Raw genomic sequence first — 19,890 nt, forward strand, 5'->3', positions numbered from 1 at the left:
GCATATTGAAACGGGCACCTCTCTCGGGTGCCCGTTTTGTTTGCCGCAGGCCTGCATGCCGGGGCCGGCCCTCAGCGTGTTCTGCCGCCCGCCTTCTGTTTCAGGGGCGGGATAAACTGCACGGTCTGCTCTGCCCCGGATTTGTCCTTCGGGCAGGACTCGCAGTACCCACACTGATTCAAAGCCTGCTTCATGCTGCAGACTGAACGGCGGCACGCCACAACGCGCACTCCCGAGCGCTGGGCGGCGGCCCGGAATGTCTTCATGACGTTATGACCCAGAAAATCGGTCAGCAAAATAAGCAGATCCGTGCCCGACGGCAATTGCAGGGTTCTTTTTTGGTGGGCGGGATCGCGTCCGCTGATGTGGTGCCTGATGGCAATATTGTGCCCTTTCAGCAGATCGGGAATATTGCCCAGGCGATCGGCGCCCACGACAATAGCACTGACAAATCCAGACATAGTGGCTCCATAGGCTAATATTTAGGTAATGATAATAATTCCTATTATCATAGTCAATAAAATAATCAGCCCGGGAAAAAATAAGATGGCTCCCAGTATGAAAAATTAAATAATTAAAAATTAACGGCTTATGAAATTTCAAGAAGTGCCGGAAATTGGCGGCCATCCCGAGCACAGCCGCAGAACCGCTTTCGAAAACAGAGCTTTTAAGGCAAAAAAAAGCTGACAAAGTGTAAGCAATTCAGTTTGCCGTAAAGCGATATAGGGAGAATAAAGATATCTTTAAAGGAGGTATCGAATAATGATTTCCAAATCTTTACACGCAATACCCTTCGCTCTTGGCACACTCGCCATGGCGCTATCCCTGTCAACCGTGCAGGCCGCAGAACCCACCATTGTTCTAGGTGCGTCGGTGCAATTGACCGGATCGAGTGCCAATACCGGGCGCTATTATCGGGACGCGTATCAACTGGCGATCGATAAAATCAACGAAAAAGGCGGCGTCAAGGTAGATGGCAAGTCGTACAAATTGGCCCTCAAAATCTACGATAATCAATCCGACGTCAACCTGAGCGTGCGCCAATACACACAACTTGTCTCCCAAGACAAAATCCATCTGCTGCTCGGGCCCTTCGCCAGTAATTTTGCATTGGCCGACTCGGCGGTTTCGGAAAAATACCAGGTCCCCATGGTCCAGGGCGGCGGCGCCTCGGATCAGATTTTCGCGCGTAATTTCAAATACATCTTCGGCACCCTGGCCCCTGCCAGCAATTACTTCGGCAGCACCATAGCCATGCTGAAACAGGTCAAGCCGGTTCCCGCATCGGTGGCGTTGCTGTACGCCGACGATTCCTTCGACGTATCGGTGGCCAACGGCACACGGCCCCAGCTCAAAAAAGCCGGACTGAACATCGTCATGGACGAACGCTACAGCACCAACGCCAGCGACTTCAACTCCTTGCTGTCGCAAATCAAATCCAAGAAAGTCGACGCGGTACTTGTCGCCGGCCATGAAACCGAGATTCTCAATTTTGTCCGCCAGGCGAAGAGCCTGAACGTGGCACCGAAAATGTATTCGTTTACGGTCGGCGTGCCCAGCGAAGACTTCCGCAAGGCTTTGGGCAAAGATGCCGATTACGCTTTCGGCATGACCGCCTGGCTGCCGGGCCCGACGCTTAAAGACAAGTGGTTTGGCGATGCGGAGCAATTTGCCGCCGCCTACAAGGCCAAATACGGCTACGAGCCCGACTACCATGCGGCTTCGGGCGCTTCCGATGTCGAAGCCTTGGTTGTCGCTCTTGAAAAAGCCAATTCGCTGGACCCCAAGAAAGTCCGCGATGCCATCGCCGCAAGCAATTTTGACAGCCTCTACGGCAAAATCGCTTTTGGCAAGAACGGGCAGATCGACCTCGACCAAACCGTGGTCCAAGTCCAGGACGGCGCGCTGAAACCTGTGTTTGACGGCAAAGCCTTCATCAACCAGGCCAAATATCCCATGCCATCCTGGTCTGGTCGTTAAATAGTGCGTCTTTAAGGAGTTAACGTGGATTTACTTTTACAAATCCTCGTCAACGGAATCCTGCAAGGGGGGTTGTACGCCATCATGGCGCTCGGCCTCGCCCTTGTCTGGGGTGTGTTGAATATTGTGAACTTGGCCCATGGGGCCTTTATTATGCTGGGAGCCTATATCTCCTGGTACTTATTTACTTACGTGGGCATCGATCCGTTTCTTGGCTTGCCCATCACCGCTTGCGTCATGTTCGCGGTGGGTTATGGCATACAGCGCGGCCTGCTCAACCTGATCGCCCGCGCGCCGATGTTCAACACCTTGCTGATTACTTTCGGGCTTGAAGTGGTTTTGACCTATATGGCGCAATTGATCTTTTCCGCCGACTTCAGAACCATCAACCCCGTTTATGCCGGCAGCAGCTTTACCCTGGGCCATCTCACCATCCCCGCCGTCAGGCTGGCCGCGTTCGGCGTGGCCATGGTATTGACACTGGCCATGTGGTATTTCCTGCTGCGCTCCCGTCTGGGGCGCGCCATCCGGGCAACCGCCCAGAACCTGGTTGCCGCGCGCCTTTACGGCGTGGAGCCCAGGCACTTGTATGCCGTGACTTTCGGCCTGGGGCTGGCCCTGGCCGGCGCGGCCGGCGGCCTGTACGGGACCGTCTCGCAAATCAACCCCTATATCGGAGCCACGCTCACCGCCAAATCCTTTGCCATAGCGATTATCGGCGGCCTGGACAACCCTCTGGGAGTAATCGTAGGCGGCCTGTTCCTGGGGCTTATCGAAGCACTGACCGCACTCTATATCGGCCCAACCTTCTCCGATGTCGCAAGTTTCGGTGTGCTGGTCCTGGTTCTGATTGTGCGGCCTAGCGGCCTGCTCGGGAGAACCGCATGAAAACAATGCGCGCAATCCTGCTCGTGGCAGTCATCATCGCCTTGGTGCTGCTGCCCAAATACGGCTCCGACGTGGTGATTCAATTCGGAATCAGCACCTTGCTGCTGGCGGTTCTGGCCCAAGGCTGGAATATCATCGGCGGATACACAGGCTACGCCTCGTTCGGCAACTCGGTCTTCTACGGACTGGGCAGCTACGGGGTCGGCATAGCCATGGTTCAGTGGCACCTGCCATTTGCCTTCGGCATGGCGTTCGGGGTGATCCTGGCCGTGATATTCGCCCTGTGCCTCGGGCTTCCGGTGTTGCGGCTCAAGGGCCACTACTTCGCCATCGCCACCCTGGCGCTCGCCCAGGTCATGATCGCCATCGTTTCCAACGTCAAGATCGCCGGCCAGAACATCGGCCTGGTGTTGCCGCCGCTGAATAACGACCCCCTGTTCTATGAACTCTCTCTAGGGCTGCTGATACTCGTCACCTTGACGATCTATTGGCTGACGCGCAGCCGCTTCGGCTTTGGCCTGATCGCGATACGCGAAAACGAAGAAGGCGCCGTGGTCATGGGCGTCGACACCACGCGCTACAAGATCATGGCGTTCGCACTGGCGGGGATCTTCAGCGCCCTGGCCGGCGGCATCCATGCCTACTGGATCACCTTCCTGGACCCCGAAAGCGCCTTCGACATCACGCTTAACGTCAAGATGATCATCATGGCGGTGTTCGGCGGGCCAGGCACAATCCTGGGACCTATCGTCGGCTCGTTCATCCTGTCGGCCATCTCGGAAGTGTTGTCCAGCGAAGTCACCAGCATCGCAGGCCTGTTCTTTGGCGCGGTGATCGTCGTTGCCGTAGTCCTGATGCCGCGCGGCCTGGCTGACGTCATACGGCGCTTTCACCGCTCGGGCTGGCGCTATTTTGTGGAAAATATTCGGGCCAATCGCTTATGACACCCATTTTAGAAGCACGCCATCTGACACGCCGCTTTTCCGGCCTGCTGGCCGTCAACAACGTCAGTTTCACGCTCAACCAAGGTGAGATCCTGGGCTTCATCGGCCCCAATGGAGCCGGCAAGACCACGCTGATCAGCCTGATCAGCGGCACCCTGCCTCCCACCGAAGGCGAGGTTTTTTTCCAGGACCGCCCCATCAACTCGGTGCCCGCCTATCAGCGCGCGCGGCTGGGCATAGGCCGGACCTTCCAGATCATGCGCCCCTTCCCCGGCCTGTCGGTGCTGGACAATGTGGCCGTAGGCGCACTGTTCGGACGCGGCGGCGGCGAAAAAAAGCTCAGCGTCGCCCGGGAAAAAGCCCGTGAATGCCTGACATTCGTGGGCCTGGGCAAACATGTGGATCATCGCGCCGAAGAACTGGGCGGCCCCGACCGCAAGCGTCTTGAACTGGCCAAGGCCCTGGCCATGCAGCCTCGCGTTCTGCTTTGCGACGAAGTGATGGCCGGCCTGAACCTGGTCGAAATCGATGAAGTCATCGAAGTCATACGCAAGGTTCGCAGCGAAGGCATCAGCATTATCGTCATCGAGCACGTCATCAAAGCCATCAAGACACTGTCGGACCGGATCATGGTGCTGCACCACGGCGAGAAGATTGCCGACGGAGTACCCGATGAGGTTCTTGCAAACTCGACCGTGATCGAAGCTTATTTAGGAAAAAAACGAACATGAATCCCAGCCCTGGCGCCTCCCCCCTGCTGCAGCTGAACGGCGTGTCGGCAGGCTACGGAGAAATGTCGGTCATCAACGATATAAATCTCGACATTTTTCCATCCGAGATCGTCGCCCTGGTGGGCAGCAACGGTGCAGGCAAGACAACGCTGTTGCGCGTCTTGTCCCGCCTGCTGCACTGCAAAGGCGATATCCGCTTCAACGGCACGCTCATTACCGAATACACACCCGACCAGGTTTTTGAACTGGGCATGGTGCAAGTCCCCGAAGGCAGGCAACTGTTCGACCGCATGTCGGTGCAGGACAATCTGCTGATGGGAGCCTATCACCGCCCCAGCCGCGCTGAAGTCGCCCAGGATCTGGAAAAGATCTACGCGCTCTTCCCACGCATGGCCGAACGGCGCAAACAACTGGCCGGCAGCATGTCCGGCGGCGAACAGCAAATGTGCGCCATGGCGCGCGCCATGATGGCCAGGCCGGTGCTGCTGATGGTCGATGAGATGAGCCTGGGCCTGGCCCCGATCATTGTCGACCAGCTCATGGATGTGCTCGTCAGCATCCGGGGCCAAGGTGTCACTGTCCTGCTGGTCGAACAGGATATTCACCTGGCCCTGGCCGCAGCCGATCGCGGCTACGTAGTGGAAACCGGCAAAATCGTACGCCAGGGTCCCGCCAAGGAATTGATAGACGACCCCGCCCTGCAACGCGCCTACCTGGGACTTTGACTCCCGTCGGGCCCTGTGAGCCACTCGTCGGAGATGCACCGACGGCGGCTCACAAGCCCTGCCCCAGCTTCCGAACAGGACAACTTATTCCTCAGCAGGCGCGGCACCGTCGACAGCACGCTGAACCACTTCACGGGTCAGGTTGGACGCCAGCATTTCGAGCAGCACAAAAACATAATCACGCAGAAATACGCCCGACTTGACCGCAACCCGGGTCACATGCGTGCCGAACAGATGGCCCGCCGGCAAGCCCACCAGGCCCTTGTCGCGGCGCGGATCAAAGGCCATGCCCGCGATAATGCCTATACCCATGCCCACATCCACATAGGTCTTGATCACATCGGCATCAATCGCCTCGAGCACGATATCCGGTGTCACGTTGCTTGCGGCAAAAACCTCGTCAATCGTGCAGCGGCCCGAAAATGCCCTGTCGTACGTCACAATCGGATATTGCGCCAATTGCTCGAGTGTCAGTTTTTTAGCCTCGCTCGAGGTGAGCTCGGCCAAGGGATGATCGGGGCGCACCACAATGACATGCTCCCACGAATAGACCGGCAAGGCGGCCAGGCCCGCCGTCATGCTCAGCGTTTCGGTCGCGATCGCCACATCGGCCTGTTCGTGCAGCACCATTTGGGCCAGTTGCGGAGGATTGCCCTCGGCCAGCGACAAGCGCACTTTGGGGAATTTTTCGCGAAAAGCCGGAATGACCCGCGGGAGAATGTACCGGGCCTGCGCATGCGTGCAGGCAATCACCAGGCCGCCTTCGTCGCGGCGCGCGAACTCATCGCTGACTTTTTTCAGATTATCGACTTCGCGCATAATGCGGTCGATTACGTGCGACACAACCGCGCCCGGCTTGGTCAGGCCCTTGATGCGCTTGCCATGCCGCTCGAAAATCTTGATGCCCAATTCGTCTTCGAATTCGATAATGGCCTTGGACACCCCCGGTTGCGAGGTAAAAAGCGTGCGTGCGGCCTCCGTCAAATTGAAATTGCGCCGTATGGTTTCACGCACAAAACGAAATTGCTGGAGATTCATAAAAAATAGCCCTTTAGGAAGGGCTATTGTATGTTATATAAGAATAAATATTAATTATTTTTAGTTATAAGCTTACTTCATGGAGATGGTTGTATTGACCCCTGTATGGTGCGCCGACCAGCGTGCCGTCACGGTCTTGGTCTGCGTCCAGAACTGAACGGCCTGCTTGCCGTTGGGCCCGAGGTCGCCCAACTTGGAAGCGCGCGAGCCTGTAAAGCTGAACCAGGCGACGGGAACAGGAATCGGAATATTGATACCGATCTGGCCGACGTCGATATTATTCTGGAAGTAGCGCGCCGAACCGCCGTCCTGCGTAAACACCGACACCCCATTGCCGTTCGGATTCTGGTTGATGAACTCAACGGCCTCTTCGAGCGTTTCGGCGCCTACCACGCACAACACCGGCCCGAACACTTCCTCCTGGTAAATCGACATATCGGCCTTGACGTCCTTGAACACCGTAGGGCCGACGAAATTGCCCTTGGCGTAGCCCGATACCTCAATATTGCGGCCATCGAGCACCAGCGCGGCACCCTCATCGGCACCTTTCTGAATCAGGCTCTCGACCCGTTTACGGGCATTGGGCGATACCAGCGGGCCCAGGTCGGCCTTGCGATCCAGCCCGGCATTGACCTTGAGCTTTTTGGCGCGTTCGATGAAATCGGGCAGCCAATCGCGGGCCTCGCCCACCAGCACTGCCACCGAAATCGCCATGCAGCGCTGGCCGGCCGCTCCAAAAGCCGCGCCCAGAAGTTGATTCAAGGCCGCTTCGCGATCGGCATCGGGCAAAATGACGCAATGATTCTTGGCGCCCATCATGGCCTGGCAGCGCTTGCCGGCTTCAGACGCGCGACGATAGATGTGCGACCCGACATGCGTGGAACCGATGAAGGAAATAGCCTTGATATCGGGATGATCGCACAAACCATTGGCAATCTCGGGTCCGCCATGCACCACGTTCAGCACGCCCGGGGGCAGGCCCGCCTCGAGAGCCAGCTGAGCCAGCAGCAAAGACGAGCTGGGGTCTTGCTCCGATGGCTTCAATATGAACGAGTTGCCTGCCGTCACCGCTATCGGGAACATGAAACAAGGCAGCATGATGGGAAAATTGAAGGCGGTAATCCCGGCGCAAACACCCAGGGGCTGAATCAAGGTATAGACATCGATACCCGTGGCGGCGTTTTCAGCGTATTCGCCCAATTGCAGGCTGGCCATGGAGCAGGCATGTTCGATGACTTCCAGGCCGCGACCGACTTCGCCCTCGGCATCAGGCAGGGTCTTGCCATGCTCCAGAGTAATCAGCTCGGCCAGTTTTGTGGTGTTGTCCCGCACCAGCTTCTGCAAATTCAGCATGATGCGCATGCGGGCGCCCTGACTCGTATTGCGCCAGGTCTGGAATGCCTTTTTCGAGTCGGCGACAGCCAGGTCGAGTTCGTCCTTGGTCGCAAACGGCACTTGCGCCACGACTTCCTGGGTTGCGGGATTGATCACGTCGCGCCACTCGGTGGTTTTCGACTGGACCAATTTGCCTCCGATAAGCAGAGGGATACGGGGTACGGCACTCATTAAGGTCTCCTTGGCGCATGCCATCATGCGCGCTGTGTGATGGATTGGCGATGGCTATCGGGCTTTCTACCCGGCTTATTTCTTGACCAGGGGGCAGGTCGATTTGGACAATGGCTGGAACGCGTCTTTGGCCGGGATGGTCGCCACCAGCCTGGAGTAGTCCCAGGGGCTTTTCGATTCCGCCGGCGTCTTGACTTCATACAAATACATATCGTGTATCACGCGACCATCGGGGCGTATGGAGGCATTGTGCATGATCGGATCCTTGATGGGCAACTTGCGCATTTCGGCGGCCACCACATCGCCCTGAGTCGAGCCCGATGCCGCAACGGCCTTCAAGTAATGCAACACACTCGAATATACGCCTGCCTGCGTCATGGTGGGCTTGAGATCTTTGTAAGCCTTGGCGAAACGCGCCGACCACTTGCGCGATGCATCGTCAAAGTCCCAGTAAAAGCCATCGACATAGGTCAGGCCCTGGGCATTGCTCAAGCCCAGCGCGCGCAAGTCGGACAGGAACACCAGCAGGGCCACCAGCCGCTGGCCGCCTTTGACGATCCCGAACTCGCGGGCCTGCTTGATGGCATTGACCGTGTCCTGGCCGCCGTTGGCCAGAGCCACAACCTGTGCCTTGGAACTTTGCGCCTGCAAAAGATAGGAAGCGAAATCGGCGGTATTCAGCGGATGCAGCACGGATCCGACTACCGTGCCGCCCAGTTCCTTGACCATATCTTCGGAACCTTTTTGCAAGGAATGGCCGAACGCATAATCCACGGTAATGAAAAACCAGGATTTGCCGCCTTTATTGACGGTCGCCTTTACCCCGCCGACCGACTGCGAATAAGTATCGAACATCCAGTGAAAGCCAACCGGCGAACAATTGGCGTTGATCAAGGCCGTCGTGGCCGGGCCTGAAAACAAGGCAATTTTGTTCTTTTCCTTGGCGACAGCCTGCACAGCCAGCGCCACGCCCGAATTGGTCAGATCCGCTATGGCAGTCACGCCATCGCGATCGAACCATTCACGCGCCTTGGCGGCGCCCACGTCGGCCTTGTTTTGATTATCGGCCGACAGCAGATCGATGCTCATGCCCTTGCATTCCGCTTTCAGGCAGTCGTCGATGGCCATTTTCGCCGCCACAACGGAGCCGGAACCTCCCATCGAGGCGTAGGGGCCGGACATATCGGTCAAGACGCCGATCTTGACCGGCGGCGTCTTGGCTTGCGCGCCAAACGTCAGTCCCAGGCAAAGGCTGGCCATCAGGGTCAGGGAAAAGTTTTTCATTGTCGTCTCCGTTTTCATCTTTCTTTATTTATATGATTGGGCGTGCCGGGGCACTTATGCAGTGTAGTTGTGTAAAAAACTTATTACTATCACAATATTTGCACATTCATTGCTAAAAAATGCACAACGCGCCAGGGGCTCGGGCGCCCATGATTTCAGGGGACTTCAATGCTGGATTGGGATGGTTTGCGTTATTTTCTGGAAGTGGCCCGCACCCAGCGCGTCAGCGCCGCGGCACTGCGCCTTGGAGTTCAGCACAGCACCGTTTCGCGGCGCATCCAGACTCTGGAACAGGAACTGGACACTGTCTTGTTCGACAAGTCCAAAACCACCGGCTTTACCCTCACCGAGGATGGCCTGCGGTTTTTTGCCCATGCGGAACAGATTGAAGGCTCGCTGTTTTCGGCGCGCGAGGAGCTTTCGGGCGTAGGTCAAACCCTGTCGGGTCATTTGCGGGTCGGATCGACCGAGGGCTTCGGCAATTATGTGCTGACGCCGCTCATGGTGGATTTTCAACGCCGCTTTCCCGCAACGACTCTGGACATCATGCCGGTGCCGCGGTTTATCAGCCTGTCCAAGCGCGAAGCCGATATTGCCATTTCTCTGGAACGGCCGCAGCGCGGCCCGTACATGTGCACCAAGCTGATCGACTACTCGCTCAAACTTTACGGCAGCACCGCCTATTTGGCGCGCTCGGCTCCCATCCTCAGCCAGGGCGACCTGGCCGGACATACGTTCATAGGCTATGTTGAGGAATTGCTGTTCAGCGACCGCTTGCGCTATCTTGAAGACATTTTGCCGAGCAGCCGGGTCATTTTCAAGAGCACCAGTGTGATTGCGCAGTACCAGGCCGCGCTGCAGGGGCAGTCGCTGGCCATCCTGCCTTGTTTCATGGCGGCCCAGGACCCGCGGCTGCAGCCTGTGCTGGACAACGATATCTCGGTCACACGCAGCTTCTGGATGTACTGCCATGAAGATCTGCGCCGTTCGAAGCGGGTCATGGCCTTGTGGGATTATCTGAAAAAGACGGTGCAGTTGAACGAGCCTCTGCTGCAGGGCCGATCGGACCGATTGCGCTACTTGCCGGAACCGGGAAGCCAGCTCGGGTTGGGCGAATGATCTGGCGCATTTTTGATTTACGTGTTTACGGGAGTGGGCGCGTTTCAGTGACTTTTGTTTTGAGCTGCCTGTACTGGCTGGGGCGATGGTTTTGGACTGAGCGTTGCTGTGTGGGCGGCGGTTAATTCTATAAAGACGCCGCAGGGTGGGCGGTGCTGTGCAGTCCGGCACGTCCAGCGGTCGTGGTGCTACGCACCCCGACTGCCCGGGTCTGCCTCGTCCAGGCGGGCGTCGGGCCAACTCGCAGTGCCTCGCGCGCGAGGCACTGCTCAAACAGGGCCCGCCGAAAGCCCCCGCCTTCCCTTCGTCAGCACCCGGCGCTGGACTACCGCCGGACTGCACAGCACCGCCCACCCTGCGGCTTGCGTTGAGGTCATGCATCGAGGTATACGTTGAGGCCGGCAAACTCATTCCAGGCATGCCATTACGCGAGCCGTCTATCGGGGCTTGGGGTCAGGACCGGCGTAAGGCGTGCGCCGGAGGCTACCGTAGGGAAGGCGGGGGCTTTCGGCGGGCGCTGTCTGAGCCCAGCCTCGCGAGGCTGGGCGAGTTCGCCCGACGCCCGCCTGGACGAGGTAGATCCGGATCAAGCACGCCGTGCCGGCCCTGACCCCAAGCCCCGATAGACGGCGTCTTTATATACCCATCAATCGAAGAACGCCATAAACACTCAACCCAAAAATACACTAACTCGCAGCCGGCCGGGCTTCCACCTTGGGCGGTTTAGGCGCTTTGACACGCAATTTACGCCACATCATGTACATCATCAGAAGCGAAAATACCCCATGCACCAACCATACGCCCAAGCCAAAGCTCAGCTTGCCGTTACCGATCCAGCCGCGCGAAAGATTGATCAGGTTCATGTAAAGCAAACCGACCAGGCCCGCGATCAGCACGTCGCCGGAACGTCCCAGCCGGGGATTGACCGCCCCCAGGGGAATGGCCAGCAAGGCCAGATTCAGCGCCGCCAGGGGCAAGGATATTCGCCACATCATTTGCGAGCGGGAGTTATTGGTGTTGTCGCCCACCAGTTGCTCGGTAGGCCGCGCCTTGAGCTGGCGCTCGGCCATTTCGCGTGCAACTTTTATTGAACCCGCGTCGTTCTTGCTTTCCAGCCGGAATCCGTAGCGGTTGAAATCGAACATGCGGAACTCGGGCGTACCCGGCTTCAAATCGTAGCGATGCCCCTGGCTAAGCACCAGGAAGCGGTCGCCGTTGGGCTCGGTCTGGACCCGGGCGCTGTCGGCCGACACCACCGTCAGCCAGTCGGGTTCGATCACACGGGCAATCACATTGCCCAGCTGGTCTCCCGGCTTGGTCGGATCTTCGGCGAAAAACACCCTGGCTCCGTCTTCGGTTTCAATGAACTGGCCCGCGGTGACTTTGGATAAGTCGGAACGCTGCTCGTAGCGCTGGCGATATTCCGCAATCTGCCGATATGCCCAGGGCGATGCCACCAGGGTCAACACGGCAATCACGATGGCAACCGGCACCGCGCAACGCAACACCGGCCGAACCCAATCCTTCAGCGACAAACCGCTGGCGAACCACACCACCATTTCCGATTCCCTGAAATTCCGCGTCACTGTCGTGAGCACGGCTATAAACAGGGAGACCGACAAAATGACCGGCAAGGCGGTGATGCTTGAAAACGCCGCCAGGCCCAACACGACATCGGCGCCTATCGTTCCGTTGGCCGCTTCGCCGAGCAAACGCACCAGCAGCACACTAAGCCATACAATAAGCAGCGTGGAGAACACGACACCCGCATGGCTAGAGATTTCGGCTACTACAGAACGTTTGAATAGTGACATGAGAAAATATGCGAGATAATCGTAAGCATCCTACAGACACTTTGGGAAATTCGAATGGAATTTAGCACACAGACCACAGCTTCCTTGCATCAAATTAAAACAGCGGCGCTTGCTGTGGGCGTTTTCGCCGACGGAATGCTGAGTCCGGCAGCCGACATTATCGATCATGCCAGCAATGGCGCCCTGCGTGAAGTACTTAAATCGGAATTCCTGGCCAAAGCCGGCACTCATCTGGCCTTGCGCCGCCTGACCGGCGTGGTCGCGGCACGAATCATTTTAATCGGCCTGGGCAAGCAAGACAGTTATAACGCGGCAACGCATGCCAATGCCGAATTCGTTTTCGCCAATTACTGCGTGCAGGCGCATCTGTCCGAAGGGGTTTCCACCCTGGCGGCCATCGAATGCCCCAACTCCACGATGCGCAGCCGTGCGCAGGCTGCGGCCGTGGCCGCGGGCCGGGCCACCTACTATTACGATGCCACTTTCGGCAAACGCGAGCACAACGCCGCACCGAAACTCAAGAAAATCATCTTGTCGGTCGCCCGCAACCAGGCCGGCCAGGCGCAGCAGGGCTTGTCCAGCGGCGGCGCAATCGCCGCCGGCATGAATCTGGCACGCGAGCTGGGCAATCTTCCCGGCAATATCTGCACCCCCACCTACCTGGGCCAGGCCGCCAAAAAACTGGCCAAGGAATTCAAAAGCCTCAAGGCCGAAGTACTCGAGCGCAAGCAGATCGAAGCACTCAAGATGGGTTCGTTTTTATCCGTGGCCCGAGGCTCGTACGAAGCGCCGGCGTTCATTATTCTCAGACACTCTCCCGCTTCGGCCAAAACAGCGGGTAAAACGCGCAAGGCTCCCATTGTCCTGGTAGGCAAGGGCATCACCTTCGACGCCGGCGGTATTTCGATCAAGCCGGCCGGCAATATGGATGAAATGAAATACGATATGTGCGGGGCCGCCAGCGTGCTGGGCGCATTGCGTGCCGTCGCCGAAATCGGACTCGATCGGGAAATCATAGGCCTGATTCCAAGCTGCGAAAACCTGCCCAGCGGCCGTGCCAACAAACCGGGCGACGTCGTCACCAGCATGTCCGGGCAAACCATAGAAATTCTCAATACCGACGCCGAAGGCCGCCTGGTCCTGTGCGACGCCCTTACCTACGCGGAACGTTTCAAGCCGGCGGCGGTCATCGATATCGCCACCCTGACTGGCGCCTGCATCGTGGCGCTTGGCCATGTCAACTCGGGCCTGTTCAGCAAAGACGACGCCTTGGCCGAAAGCCTTTTGCGGGCCGGCCGCGATACCAACGACACGGCATGGCGCCTGCCCCTGGAAGATGCCTACCAGGAACAGCTCCATTCCAATTTTGCCGATATTGCCAATATAGGCGGCCCACCGGCCGGTGCTGTCACTGCGGCCTGCTTTCTTTCGCGCTTCACCAAAAGCTATCCCTGGGCTCATCTGGACATAGCCGGGACTGCCTGGCGCAGCGGCAAGGAAAAAGGCGCAACCGGCCGCCCTGTTCCCTTGCTGGTGCAATACCTGCTCGACCAGGCCTAGGCGGTCGATGACCCGCATCGATTTCGCCTTTGGCGCCTCCGACCGTCTGCAAATGGCGTGCGACGTTGCACGCAAGCACTATCTGTCGGGGCGCAGCCTGATCGTATACAGCGGGGATGCCGAAATGCTGGCCCGCTTCGATCACCTGCTATGGAGCTTCGACGCCACGGCGTTTGTGCCTCATGTAACGGCCGGCGACCCGCTTGCCGTCCACACGCCGGTCTGGCTCACTTCCAATGCCCCGCGGCCGCCTGCGAATGCGGCGCAGCCCGCCTGGCTGGTCAATCTGGACACGCAGTGCCCGCCAGGCATCGAGCATTTCGAACGGGTGCTGGAAATCGTGTCTGACCAGCCCGAAGACAAGCAGGCCGCGCGCCAGCGCTGGCGCCAATACCAGGCCGATGGGCACACGCTGCATGCCCATGACGTATCCAGCCGATAAATGCCTTAGAATGAGTCTTCGGAACCAAGCGGCCCAGCACCGCTCCAATATAGGTCAAGCATACTGATACTTGCCCAGCCGGATACCGGACTTACTTGCAGATTCAGCTATTTGTCAGTTATTCTGCTCCATGTACAAGGCTTGACTGGCAGCGCCCGATCGCTACCTAGCGCCCGGTCTATTGATATTAAAGGATTCACCATGAGCGATTTCCCGCAATCTCCGCTTTCGCCCCACGACGGTTATGCCGCCGCTCCGGGCGAAGTCGTACGCAACCGCGTGTTGCGCAACACCTACTGGCTGCTGACCCTGTCCTTGATCCCCACGGTACTTGGAGCGCTGGTAGGTCTGTACACGGGCGTGAACCAGGCCATGGGAGCCAGTCCCGGCACCAGCACCATCATTTTCCTGGTTGGCGCCTTCGGCCTCATGTTCCTGATCGAACGCAACAAGAACAATTCCCTGGGCGTCGCCCTGCTGCTGGGCTTCACGTTCTTCATGGGCATCATGCTGTCGCGCCTGCTTGGGCACATCATGGGCCTGGGCAATGGCTCGCAGCTCATCATGCTGGCGTTCGGCGGCACAGCCGTCGTCTTCGGCGCCATGGCCAGCATTGCCACCACCACCAAGCGTGATTTCTCGCATCTGCAAAAATTCCTGTTTATCGGCGTAATCGTGCTGATCGTGGCCTCGCTGGCCAATATCTTTTTGCATTTGCCGGCCCTCATGCTGACCATCTCCGTCATGGCCATCGTGATTTTCTCGGCCTTTTTGCTGGTCGACCTGCAACGCGTCATCAACGGCGGCGAAACCAATTACGTTTCGGCCACCCTGGCCATTTATCTGGACCTCTACAACGTATTCGTCAACCTGCTCATGCTGCTGGGCATCTTCGGCGGCAACTCCAATAAGTAGGGACGGGGGCCTGGTGCCCCCCGTTCTGGAAATCAACAGGCGGTGACGGCAGGGGCGGCCTTTGTGGCCGCCCGTCTTGGGCGGTGCATCAACGCCGCCCGGCCCTACGCGCCGACACAGATCCGGTACGCCCGCGGACCTCTTTGTTCCACAGCCACAGGCCTTCGCCGGCCATCAACAGCACCGCAAGCCAGATGGGAAGATACGCCCACCAGGCGCTGGCTGTCATGTTTTCACCCAGAAACAGGAACGCAACCCAGAACAGCAGCACCGGTTCGACATAACCCAGAATCCCGAACAGGCTCAACGGCAGCAGGCGGCTGGCCGATAAATATCCGATCAAGGCGGCCGAACTGATCACGCCCAGCAAAGGCACCAGGGCAAGCAGAGACGGGCGACCGGTAAACTGGGCCATCAGGCCGGGGCTTTGAAACAGCACAATCGCCAGCGCGATCGGGGCAAGCAACAGCATGTCGAACCACAGGCCGGCCAGGGAGCGCAGGCGCATCGCGCGGCGCAACATGAAGTACGGCGGATAGCCGCACATCACCAAAGCCGTCGCCCAGGAAAACGAGCCTGCCCGAATGAATTCATGCGCCACGCCCACGACAGCCACACCGACGGCCAGCCATTGCACCCTGCTGAGGCGCTCGTCATAAAAGAAACGCCCCACGACCACCATCGACAAAGGCAGCAGAAAATAGCCCAAGGACACATCCAGGGCCCTCTGATGCAGCGGCGCCCACATGAACAGCCAAAGCTGTACGCCGATCAGTGCGGCACTGGCAAGAAAAAGCGGCCACTCGCTGCGCAAGCGCCTGTTTGCCAGACCAATTTCGCTCCAGGAGCGCTCGCGGGAAATCAATATGGCCAGGACGGGCAGCGCCAGGATAACGCGCCAGGCAAAAATTTCACTCCCGGTCAAGGGATGAAGCACCGTCGAATAGTAATAAAGCGCGGCAAACAATCCGGACGATAAAACCGATAACGCTATGCCTTGCTTCACGATACCTCTTGTTTTTTTATGTGCTTGGCCCAGGAACCGCCAGGCCGCGGACAAATATCAAGCCGCACATCCGATCGCGGGGGCGCTGGCCTTGCTCAGCCGGAACAGACGCTCGCGCCGCAGAATTTCAACTATCGGTTCGTCGGCCCTGCCAGCCTCCCGCAGATCGGCCGGAATACATGCCAGCGCAGCCAGTACCGGCCCGGCATGCTGCAGCCAGCACTGTAGCAAGAACTGGTCAGGGTCGTACAGCGTCAAGCCAAGCCCGCGCAACTCGCTGCGATTGAAGTCTTTGATATTGCGAGTCAGGATCGCTACCGCGGCAGAGGGGGCCTTGGCCCGTGCCGCACGCGCGGCCGCAATCACGTGCCAGTCCTTGGGGTCGCTGCGGAGCAAACCGTTCTTGAACGGCTCTATATCGCCCTGGTCGGCATCGGGGAATTCATGCTGCAAGGTATCCCACTGCGTCTGCATTTCCGCCGCGGCGACATCCCACAACCGCCCCGCATTGCGCCGCCATTCGTCGCCAATGATCGCGCTCCACGCCAGCCTGAAGCACCCCTGCTGCGCCAGCCGCAGCAACATGCGGCGCAAGATATTGGAAATCAACACACAAGTATCGACAACCACGACGTCCGGTAAATCAACCGCCATTGTGCCTCGCCTTGCAAAACCCAAAGCCGCTGTTCATTTGCCCCGACCCCGATAGCGTCATCAACATGGCACACTCATTAATATCGTTGCAATTCCATCAGGACCTTGCGAGTCAATAAAGGCCGCCCAACCAGCAACTCGTCCAGCCGCTCACGCAGGAACGATCGCAGCTCAGGCTCAAGCCGCGCGTCCTCAAAATCGGGGGTCGGCTGATCCACTCCGTATCCGGTTTCATTGAGCAGGGTCCATTCGAAGCGCCGCAGCGCACCCGCCGCGGACGAGCCCTGGGCCAGTTGCAGCAAGGCGGCATCGTACGCATCGAACAAAATGGCATGGGGGTCTTCGCGCGGCAACAAACGCAGCAGCAGTTCGTTCATATACCAGGCCGACATGTGAGCCCGGCCGGTCAAAGGCCTGATGCCGGCACATTCGGCACGGGTCAGGGTCTTGACTTCGCCCCCGCCGCTCCAGGACAGATCGAGCGGCTGAAACATCGACAGCACCGGACGCAAGGTTGAAAAAGGCCGCTTGGCCCCCTTGGCCACCAGCGCCACATTGCCGTGATCGCGCGTAAAGGCCTGGATGATCAGCGAAGTTTCCCGCCACGGCGCGGCATGCAACAAATAGGCGATCGCCTCATGTACACGCTGCCCTCGTTTACTCATACCCTAATTCGCGCAAGGCCCCTTCGCGATCCGACCAGCCTTTGCGCACCTTGATATACACATCCAGATAAACCGTTTTGTCGAGCAACTTGGCCATGTCCTGGCGGGCCTCGGAGGCAATGCGCTTCATGTGCACGCCCCCGGTTCCCAGCAATATGGGCTTATGGCTTTCGCGTTCCACGATCACACAGGCCCCAATCCTTACGCCCTTCTCGTTTTCTTCCCATTGCTCGATAACGACCGTGCACCCATATGGCAGTTCATCGCCCACCAGGCGGAAGATCTTTTCACGCACCAGTTCGGCGACGATGAAACGCACCGGGCGATCGGTCAGCGTGTCGGCCTCGAACATGGGTTCGCCTTCGGGCAGGAAAGCCCGGATCTCGGTCAGGAGGTTCTCGAGCTGCACGCCGCGCAAGGCGCTGACCGGGACCACCGCCGTATACGGGAACTGCGCCATGATTTTGCCGACATACGCGAACATTTCGTTTTTGTCGGCCAGGGCGTCGATCTTGTTGACGGCCAGGATGGTGTGGCCATCCCTGGGCAGCAACGGAACAAGCTGGGCGTCGCCGGCCGACCACTTGCCCGCTTCAACCACATGGACTACGGCGTCGACGTCGGCCAGGGCCTGGGTTACAACGCGATTCATCATGCGATTCATGGCTCCGCCATGGCGCGTTTGAAACCCGGGAGTGTCGACAAACACAAACTGCTCGCGCTCGCGCGTCAGCACTCCGTGTATGCGGTGGCGCGTTGTCTGCGCCTTGCGAGACACGATCGATATCTTGCTGCCGATCAGTGCGTTGGCCAATGTGGATTTGCCCACATTGGGCCGACCCACTATCGCCACAAAACCGCAACGGAAAGCTTCGCTCATTTGTTCTCTTGGGGCACAGCCACCGGTAAGGATAATTGCGTCGCCTTGCGTGCGCGCGAAACGGCGCGGGCGCCTTTGCCCGGCGCCAGCGCTTCGACGGCCGCAATGGCAAGTGTGGCGGCGGATTGTTCGGCCGCTCGGCGGCTCGCCCCCCCCGCGGTCACCGTGATTTCCAGCTTGGGAATGCCGCACTCGACCTCAAAGAGCTGATTGTGAGCCGCACCATGCGTGGCGATGACGGTATACACCGGCAAGGCGATCTTGCGACTCTGCAATAGCTCTTGAAGCAGAGTTTTAGGGTCTTTACCCAGTGTTTTAGGGTCTATATTGACGAATATGGGCGCATAAAGCCGTGCTATCACCTTCTGTGCCGAATCGAAGCCCGAATCGAGAAACACCGATCCGAAAACAGCTTCGAGCGCATCCGCCAGAATCGAAGGACGGCGAAACCCGCCGCTTTTCAATTCGCCCTCGCCCAGGCGCAGATACTGGGACAAGGACAGCTTTTGCGCAATCTCGGCCAGGGAGGCCTGCTTGACAAGATTGGCGCGCGAACGCGATAAATCGCCTTCGTCGATTTTGGAAAAACGCTTGAACAGCAGCGCGGCTACGACAAAATTGAGGACCGAATCCCCCAGGAACTCGAGGCGTTCATTATGGTGCGCACTATGGCTGCGATGGGTGACAGCCTGCTCAAGCAGGGTAATATCGCGAAACTGATAGTCGAGGGCCGATTCTAGAGAGGCGAGACTGATCATTAGTGGAACCGGCCTATACGGCTGGGCTCGCTGAAATTCATCCAGATGAAAAAGGCGCGTCCCACAATGTTCTGGTCGGGCACAAAGCCCCAATAACGGCTATCCAGGCTATTGTCGCGGTTATCACCCATCATGAAATAGTGATCGGGCGGAACTGTGCAACGCACGCCGTTGCTCAGGTATTCGCAGTTCTTGCGGTAAGGATAATCCGAAATAGGCATAAAGTCTTGAGGAGCCTGCTTGTTCAGCAAAATGCTGTGCTGCACCGCCCCCAATTGTTCGGTGTAGCGCCCGACGTATGCGGAACGGTCAGGCTCGAAATAATCGCCGTCGCGCATATGAGCCACTTCCTTGCCATTGATGGATAGCGTTTTATCCTGGTACAAGACCACGTCGCCGGGCAAGCCAACCACGCGTTTGATGTAATCGACGCTGGGATCCACCGGATAACGAAAAACCATGACATCGCCGCGGTTGGGCGATCCGATCTTGATGATTTTCTTGTCGATGATGGGCAGGCGTATGCCATATTGAAATTTGTTCACCAGAATCAGATCGCCATTTTCCAGGGTGGGCAGCATGGAACCCGATGGAATCCGGAACGGTTCGATCACAAACGAACGCAAGGCAAACACGAACAGGATGACGGGAAAGAAGCTGACACAGTATTCCACCCACCACGGGGCACGGTTCACCTTGTCGTAGGCCTCCTGGCGCAGGCGCGCCGCCTCCTGGGCATCGACCCCTGCCAAGGCATAGTCGGAGTTGGCCACGGCCGCTTGCGCCGCCGCTCGGCGCCGGGCTCGCAAAACGAAGAAATCCAGACACCAGACCAGGCCGGTAATTACCAACAGCACAAACAAAATCAGTGCAAAGTCCCAACTCATACCAAACATACCTTTCTCGCTCTCATCTTGAGTT

The 19,890-nt window shown here is 58.3% G+C and carries 20 protein-coding genes; 9 read left to right on the plus strand and 11 right to left on the minus strand.

What is annotated here, in order from left to right:
• Positions 1 to 71: 71 nt before the first annotated feature.
• Positions 72 to 461 carry a DUF2325 domain-containing protein gene (locus tag ACYVIS_RS17540; protein ID WP_232743855.1) on the minus strand — a complete coding sequence of 130 codons (390 nt, stop codon included), beginning with the start codon at positions 459 to 461 and terminating at the stop codon, positions 72 to 74.
• A 301-nt stretch (positions 462 to 762) separates the two neighbouring features.
• Between ACYVIS_RS17540 and ACYVIS_RS17545 the strand changes: the two genes are divergently transcribed.
• Genes ACYVIS_RS17545 through ACYVIS_RS17565 form a run of 5 tightly spaced genes read left to right on the plus strand, consistent with a single transcriptional unit; the run spans position 763 to position 5,268 of the window.
• A complete protein-coding gene (locus ACYVIS_RS17545) occupies positions 763 to 1,980 on the plus strand; it encodes an amino acid ABC transporter substrate-binding protein (RefSeq protein WP_232743856.1) in 1,218 nt (405 codons plus the stop codon).
• A 24-nt stretch (positions 1,981 to 2,004) separates the two neighbouring features.
• Positions 2,005 to 2,868 (plus strand): branched-chain amino acid ABC transporter permease, encoded by an 864-nt coding sequence (locus ACYVIS_RS17550; protein WP_232743857.1) that lies wholly within the window; start codon positions 2,005 to 2,007, stop codon positions 2,866 to 2,868.
• Positions 2,865 to 3,812, plus strand: a complete 948-nt coding sequence (locus tag ACYVIS_RS17555) for a branched-chain amino acid ABC transporter permease (protein WP_232743858.1) — start codon at positions 2,865 to 2,867, stop codon at positions 3,810 to 3,812. The genes ACYVIS_RS17550 and ACYVIS_RS17555 overlap by 4 nt, the downstream gene beginning before the upstream one ends.
• A complete protein-coding gene (locus ACYVIS_RS17560; protein WP_232743859.1) occupies positions 3,809 to 4,543 on the plus strand; it encodes an ABC transporter ATP-binding protein in 735 nt (244 codons plus the stop codon). The genes ACYVIS_RS17555 and ACYVIS_RS17560 overlap by 4 nt, the downstream gene beginning before the upstream one ends.
• Complete coding sequence (locus ACYVIS_RS17565; protein ID WP_232743860.1) at positions 4,540 to 5,268, plus strand: ABC transporter ATP-binding protein; 729 nt, start codon at positions 4,540 to 4,542, stop codon at positions 5,266 to 5,268. The genes ACYVIS_RS17560 and ACYVIS_RS17565 overlap by 4 nt, the downstream gene beginning before the upstream one ends.
• 84 nt (positions 5,269 to 5,352) lie before the next feature.
• Here the strand turns inward: ACYVIS_RS17565 and ACYVIS_RS17570 are convergent, their stop codons facing one another.
• The 3 genes from ACYVIS_RS17570 to ACYVIS_RS17580 form a co-directional block, all read right to left on the minus strand.
• Entirely contained in the window at positions 5,353 to 6,306 is a 954-nt protein-coding gene (locus ACYVIS_RS17570; RefSeq protein WP_232743861.1) for a CysB family HTH-type transcriptional regulator, read from the minus strand.
• Positions 6,307 to 6,378: 72 nt separating this feature from the next.
• A complete protein-coding gene (locus ACYVIS_RS17575; RefSeq protein ID WP_232743862.1) occupies positions 6,379 to 7,872 on the minus strand; it encodes a CoA-acylating methylmalonate-semialdehyde dehydrogenase in 1,494 nt (497 codons plus the stop codon).
• 75 nt (positions 7,873 to 7,947) lie between these two features.
• Positions 7,948 to 9,156, minus strand: a complete 1,209-nt coding sequence (locus ACYVIS_RS17580; protein ID WP_460874601.1) for an ABC transporter substrate-binding protein — start codon at positions 9,154 to 9,156, stop codon at positions 7,948 to 7,950.
• Between the two features lie 168 nt (positions 9,157 to 9,324).
• On the opposite strand from ACYVIS_RS17580, the gene ACYVIS_RS17585 reads away from it, so the two are divergent.
• Entirely contained in the window at positions 9,325 to 10,275 is a 951-nt protein-coding gene (locus ACYVIS_RS17585) for a LysR family transcriptional regulator (RefSeq protein ID WP_232743863.1), read from the plus strand.
• A 686-nt stretch (positions 10,276 to 10,961) separates the two neighbouring features.
• Here ACYVIS_RS17585 and lptF read toward each other — a convergent pair.
• Positions 10,962 to 12,089, minus strand: a complete 1,128-nt coding sequence (gene lptF, locus ACYVIS_RS17590) for an LPS export ABC transporter permease LptF (RefSeq protein ID WP_460874602.1) — start codon at positions 12,087 to 12,089, stop codon at positions 10,962 to 10,964.
• Positions 12,090 to 12,143: 54 nt separating this feature from the next.
• On the opposite strand from lptF, the gene ACYVIS_RS17595 reads away from it, so the two are divergent.
• From ACYVIS_RS17595 to ACYVIS_RS17605, 3 genes are all read left to right on the plus strand, one after another.
• Positions 12,144 to 13,649 carry a leucyl aminopeptidase gene (locus tag ACYVIS_RS17595; protein ID WP_460874603.1) on the plus strand — a complete coding sequence of 502 codons (1,506 nt, stop codon included), beginning with the start codon at positions 12,144 to 12,146 and terminating at the stop codon, positions 13,647 to 13,649.
• Between the two features lie 7 nt (positions 13,650 to 13,656).
• Positions 13,657 to 14,091 carry a DNA polymerase III subunit chi gene (locus ACYVIS_RS17600; protein ID WP_460874604.1) on the plus strand — a complete coding sequence of 145 codons (435 nt, stop codon included), beginning with the start codon at positions 13,657 to 13,659 and terminating at the stop codon, positions 14,089 to 14,091.
• A 201-nt stretch (positions 14,092 to 14,292) separates the two neighbouring features.
• A complete protein-coding gene (locus ACYVIS_RS17605; RefSeq protein ID WP_232743867.1) occupies positions 14,293 to 15,006 on the plus strand; it encodes a Bax inhibitor-1/YccA family protein in 714 nt (237 codons plus the stop codon).
• 88 nt (positions 15,007 to 15,094) lie between these two features.
• On the opposite strand, the gene rarD is transcribed toward ACYVIS_RS17605, so the two are convergent.
• From rarD to lepB, 6 genes are all read right to left on the minus strand, one after another.
• A complete protein-coding gene (gene rarD / locus ACYVIS_RS17610) occupies positions 15,095 to 16,012 on the minus strand; it encodes an EamA family transporter RarD (RefSeq protein ID WP_460874605.1) in 918 nt (305 codons plus the stop codon).
• A gap of 57 nt (positions 16,013 to 16,069) precedes the next feature.
• Positions 16,070 to 16,666, minus strand: coding sequence for a PIN domain-containing protein (locus ACYVIS_RS17615; protein ID WP_460874606.1), 597 nt, complete (start codon positions 16,664 to 16,666; stop codon positions 16,070 to 16,072).
• Between the two features lie 77 nt (positions 16,667 to 16,743).
• Entirely contained in the window at positions 16,744 to 17,331 is a 588-nt protein-coding gene (recO, locus tag ACYVIS_RS17620) for a DNA repair protein RecO (protein ID WP_460874607.1), read from the minus strand.
• Positions 17,324 to 18,211 (minus strand): GTPase Era, encoded by an 888-nt coding sequence (gene era / locus ACYVIS_RS17625; protein ID WP_460874608.1) that lies wholly within the window; start codon positions 18,209 to 18,211, stop codon positions 17,324 to 17,326. Before era ends, recO begins: the two co-directional genes overlap by 8 nt.
• The gene (gene rnc, locus ACYVIS_RS17630; RefSeq protein WP_232744591.1) at positions 18,208 to 18,966 is read right to left on the minus strand and encodes a ribonuclease III; all 759 of its coding nucleotides are present in this window, start codon (positions 18,964 to 18,966) and stop codon (positions 18,208 to 18,210) included. Before rnc ends, era begins: the two co-directional genes overlap by 4 nt.
• 2 nt (positions 18,967 to 18,968) lie before the next feature.
• The gene (gene lepB, locus ACYVIS_RS17635) at positions 18,969 to 19,856 is read right to left on the minus strand and encodes a signal peptidase I (RefSeq protein WP_232743872.1); all 888 of its coding nucleotides are present in this window, start codon (positions 19,854 to 19,856) and stop codon (positions 18,969 to 18,971) included.
• Positions 19,857 to 19,890: the final 34 nt, after the last annotated feature.

This window comes from Paralcaligenes ginsengisoli, assembly GCF_054781135.1.

Bases quoted from the DNA above. Each gene is read 5' to 3' on its own strand.
- ACYVIS_RS17540 (WP_232743855.1), bottom strand. From the start codon at position 461: ATGTCTGGATTTGTCAGTGCTATTGTCGTGGGCGCCGATCGCCTGGGC.
- ACYVIS_RS17545 (WP_232743856.1), top strand. From the start codon at position 763: ATGATTTCCAAATCTTTACACGCAATACCCTTCGCTCTTGGCACACTC.
- ACYVIS_RS17555 (WP_232743858.1), top strand. From the start codon at position 2,865: ATGAAAACAATGCGCGCAATCCTGCTCGTGGCAGTCATCATCGCCTTG.
- ACYVIS_RS17560 (WP_232743859.1), top strand. From the start codon at position 3,809: ATGACACCCATTTTAGAAGCACGCCATCTGACACGCCGCTTTTCCGGC.
- ACYVIS_RS17565 (WP_232743860.1), top strand. From the start codon at position 4,540: ATGAATCCCAGCCCTGGCGCCTCCCCCCTGCTGCAGCTGAACGGCGTG.
- ACYVIS_RS17570 (WP_232743861.1), bottom strand. From the start codon at position 6,306: ATGAATCTCCAGCAATTTCGTTTTGTGCGTGAAACCATACGGCGCAAT.
- ACYVIS_RS17575 (WP_232743862.1), bottom strand. From the start codon at position 7,872: ATGAGTGCCGTACCCCGTATCCCTCTGCTTATCGGAGGCAAATTGGTC.
- ACYVIS_RS17580 (WP_460874601.1), bottom strand. From the start codon at position 9,156: ATGAAAAACTTTTCCCTGACCCTGATGGCCAGCCTTTGCCTGGGACTG.
- ACYVIS_RS17585 (WP_232743863.1), top strand. From the start codon at position 9,325: ATGCTGGATTGGGATGGTTTGCGTTATTTTCTGGAAGTGGCCCGCACC.
- lptF (WP_460874602.1), bottom strand. From the start codon at position 12,089: ATGTCACTATTCAAACGTTCTGTAGTAGCCGAAATCTCTAGCCATGCG.
- ACYVIS_RS17595 (WP_460874603.1), top strand. From the start codon at position 12,144: ATGGAATTTAGCACACAGACCACAGCTTCCTTGCATCAAATTAAAACA.
- ACYVIS_RS17600 (WP_460874604.1), top strand. From the start codon at position 13,657: ATGACCCGCATCGATTTCGCCTTTGGCGCCTCCGACCGTCTGCAAATG.
- ACYVIS_RS17605 (WP_232743867.1), top strand. From the start codon at position 14,293: ATGAGCGATTTCCCGCAATCTCCGCTTTCGCCCCACGACGGTTATGCC.
- ACYVIS_RS17615 (WP_460874606.1), bottom strand. From the start codon at position 16,666: ATGGCGGTTGATTTACCGGACGTCGTGGTTGTCGATACTTGTGTGTTG.
- recO (WP_460874607.1), bottom strand. From the start codon at position 17,331: ATGAGTAAACGAGGGCAGCGTGTACATGAGGCGATCGCCTATTTGTTG.
- era (WP_460874608.1), bottom strand. From the start codon at position 18,211: ATGAGCGAAGCTTTCCGTTGCGGTTTTGTGGCGATAGTGGGTCGGCCC.
- lepB (WP_232743872.1), bottom strand. From the start codon at position 19,856: ATGAGTTGGGACTTTGCACTGATTTTGTTTGTGCTGTTGGTAATTACC.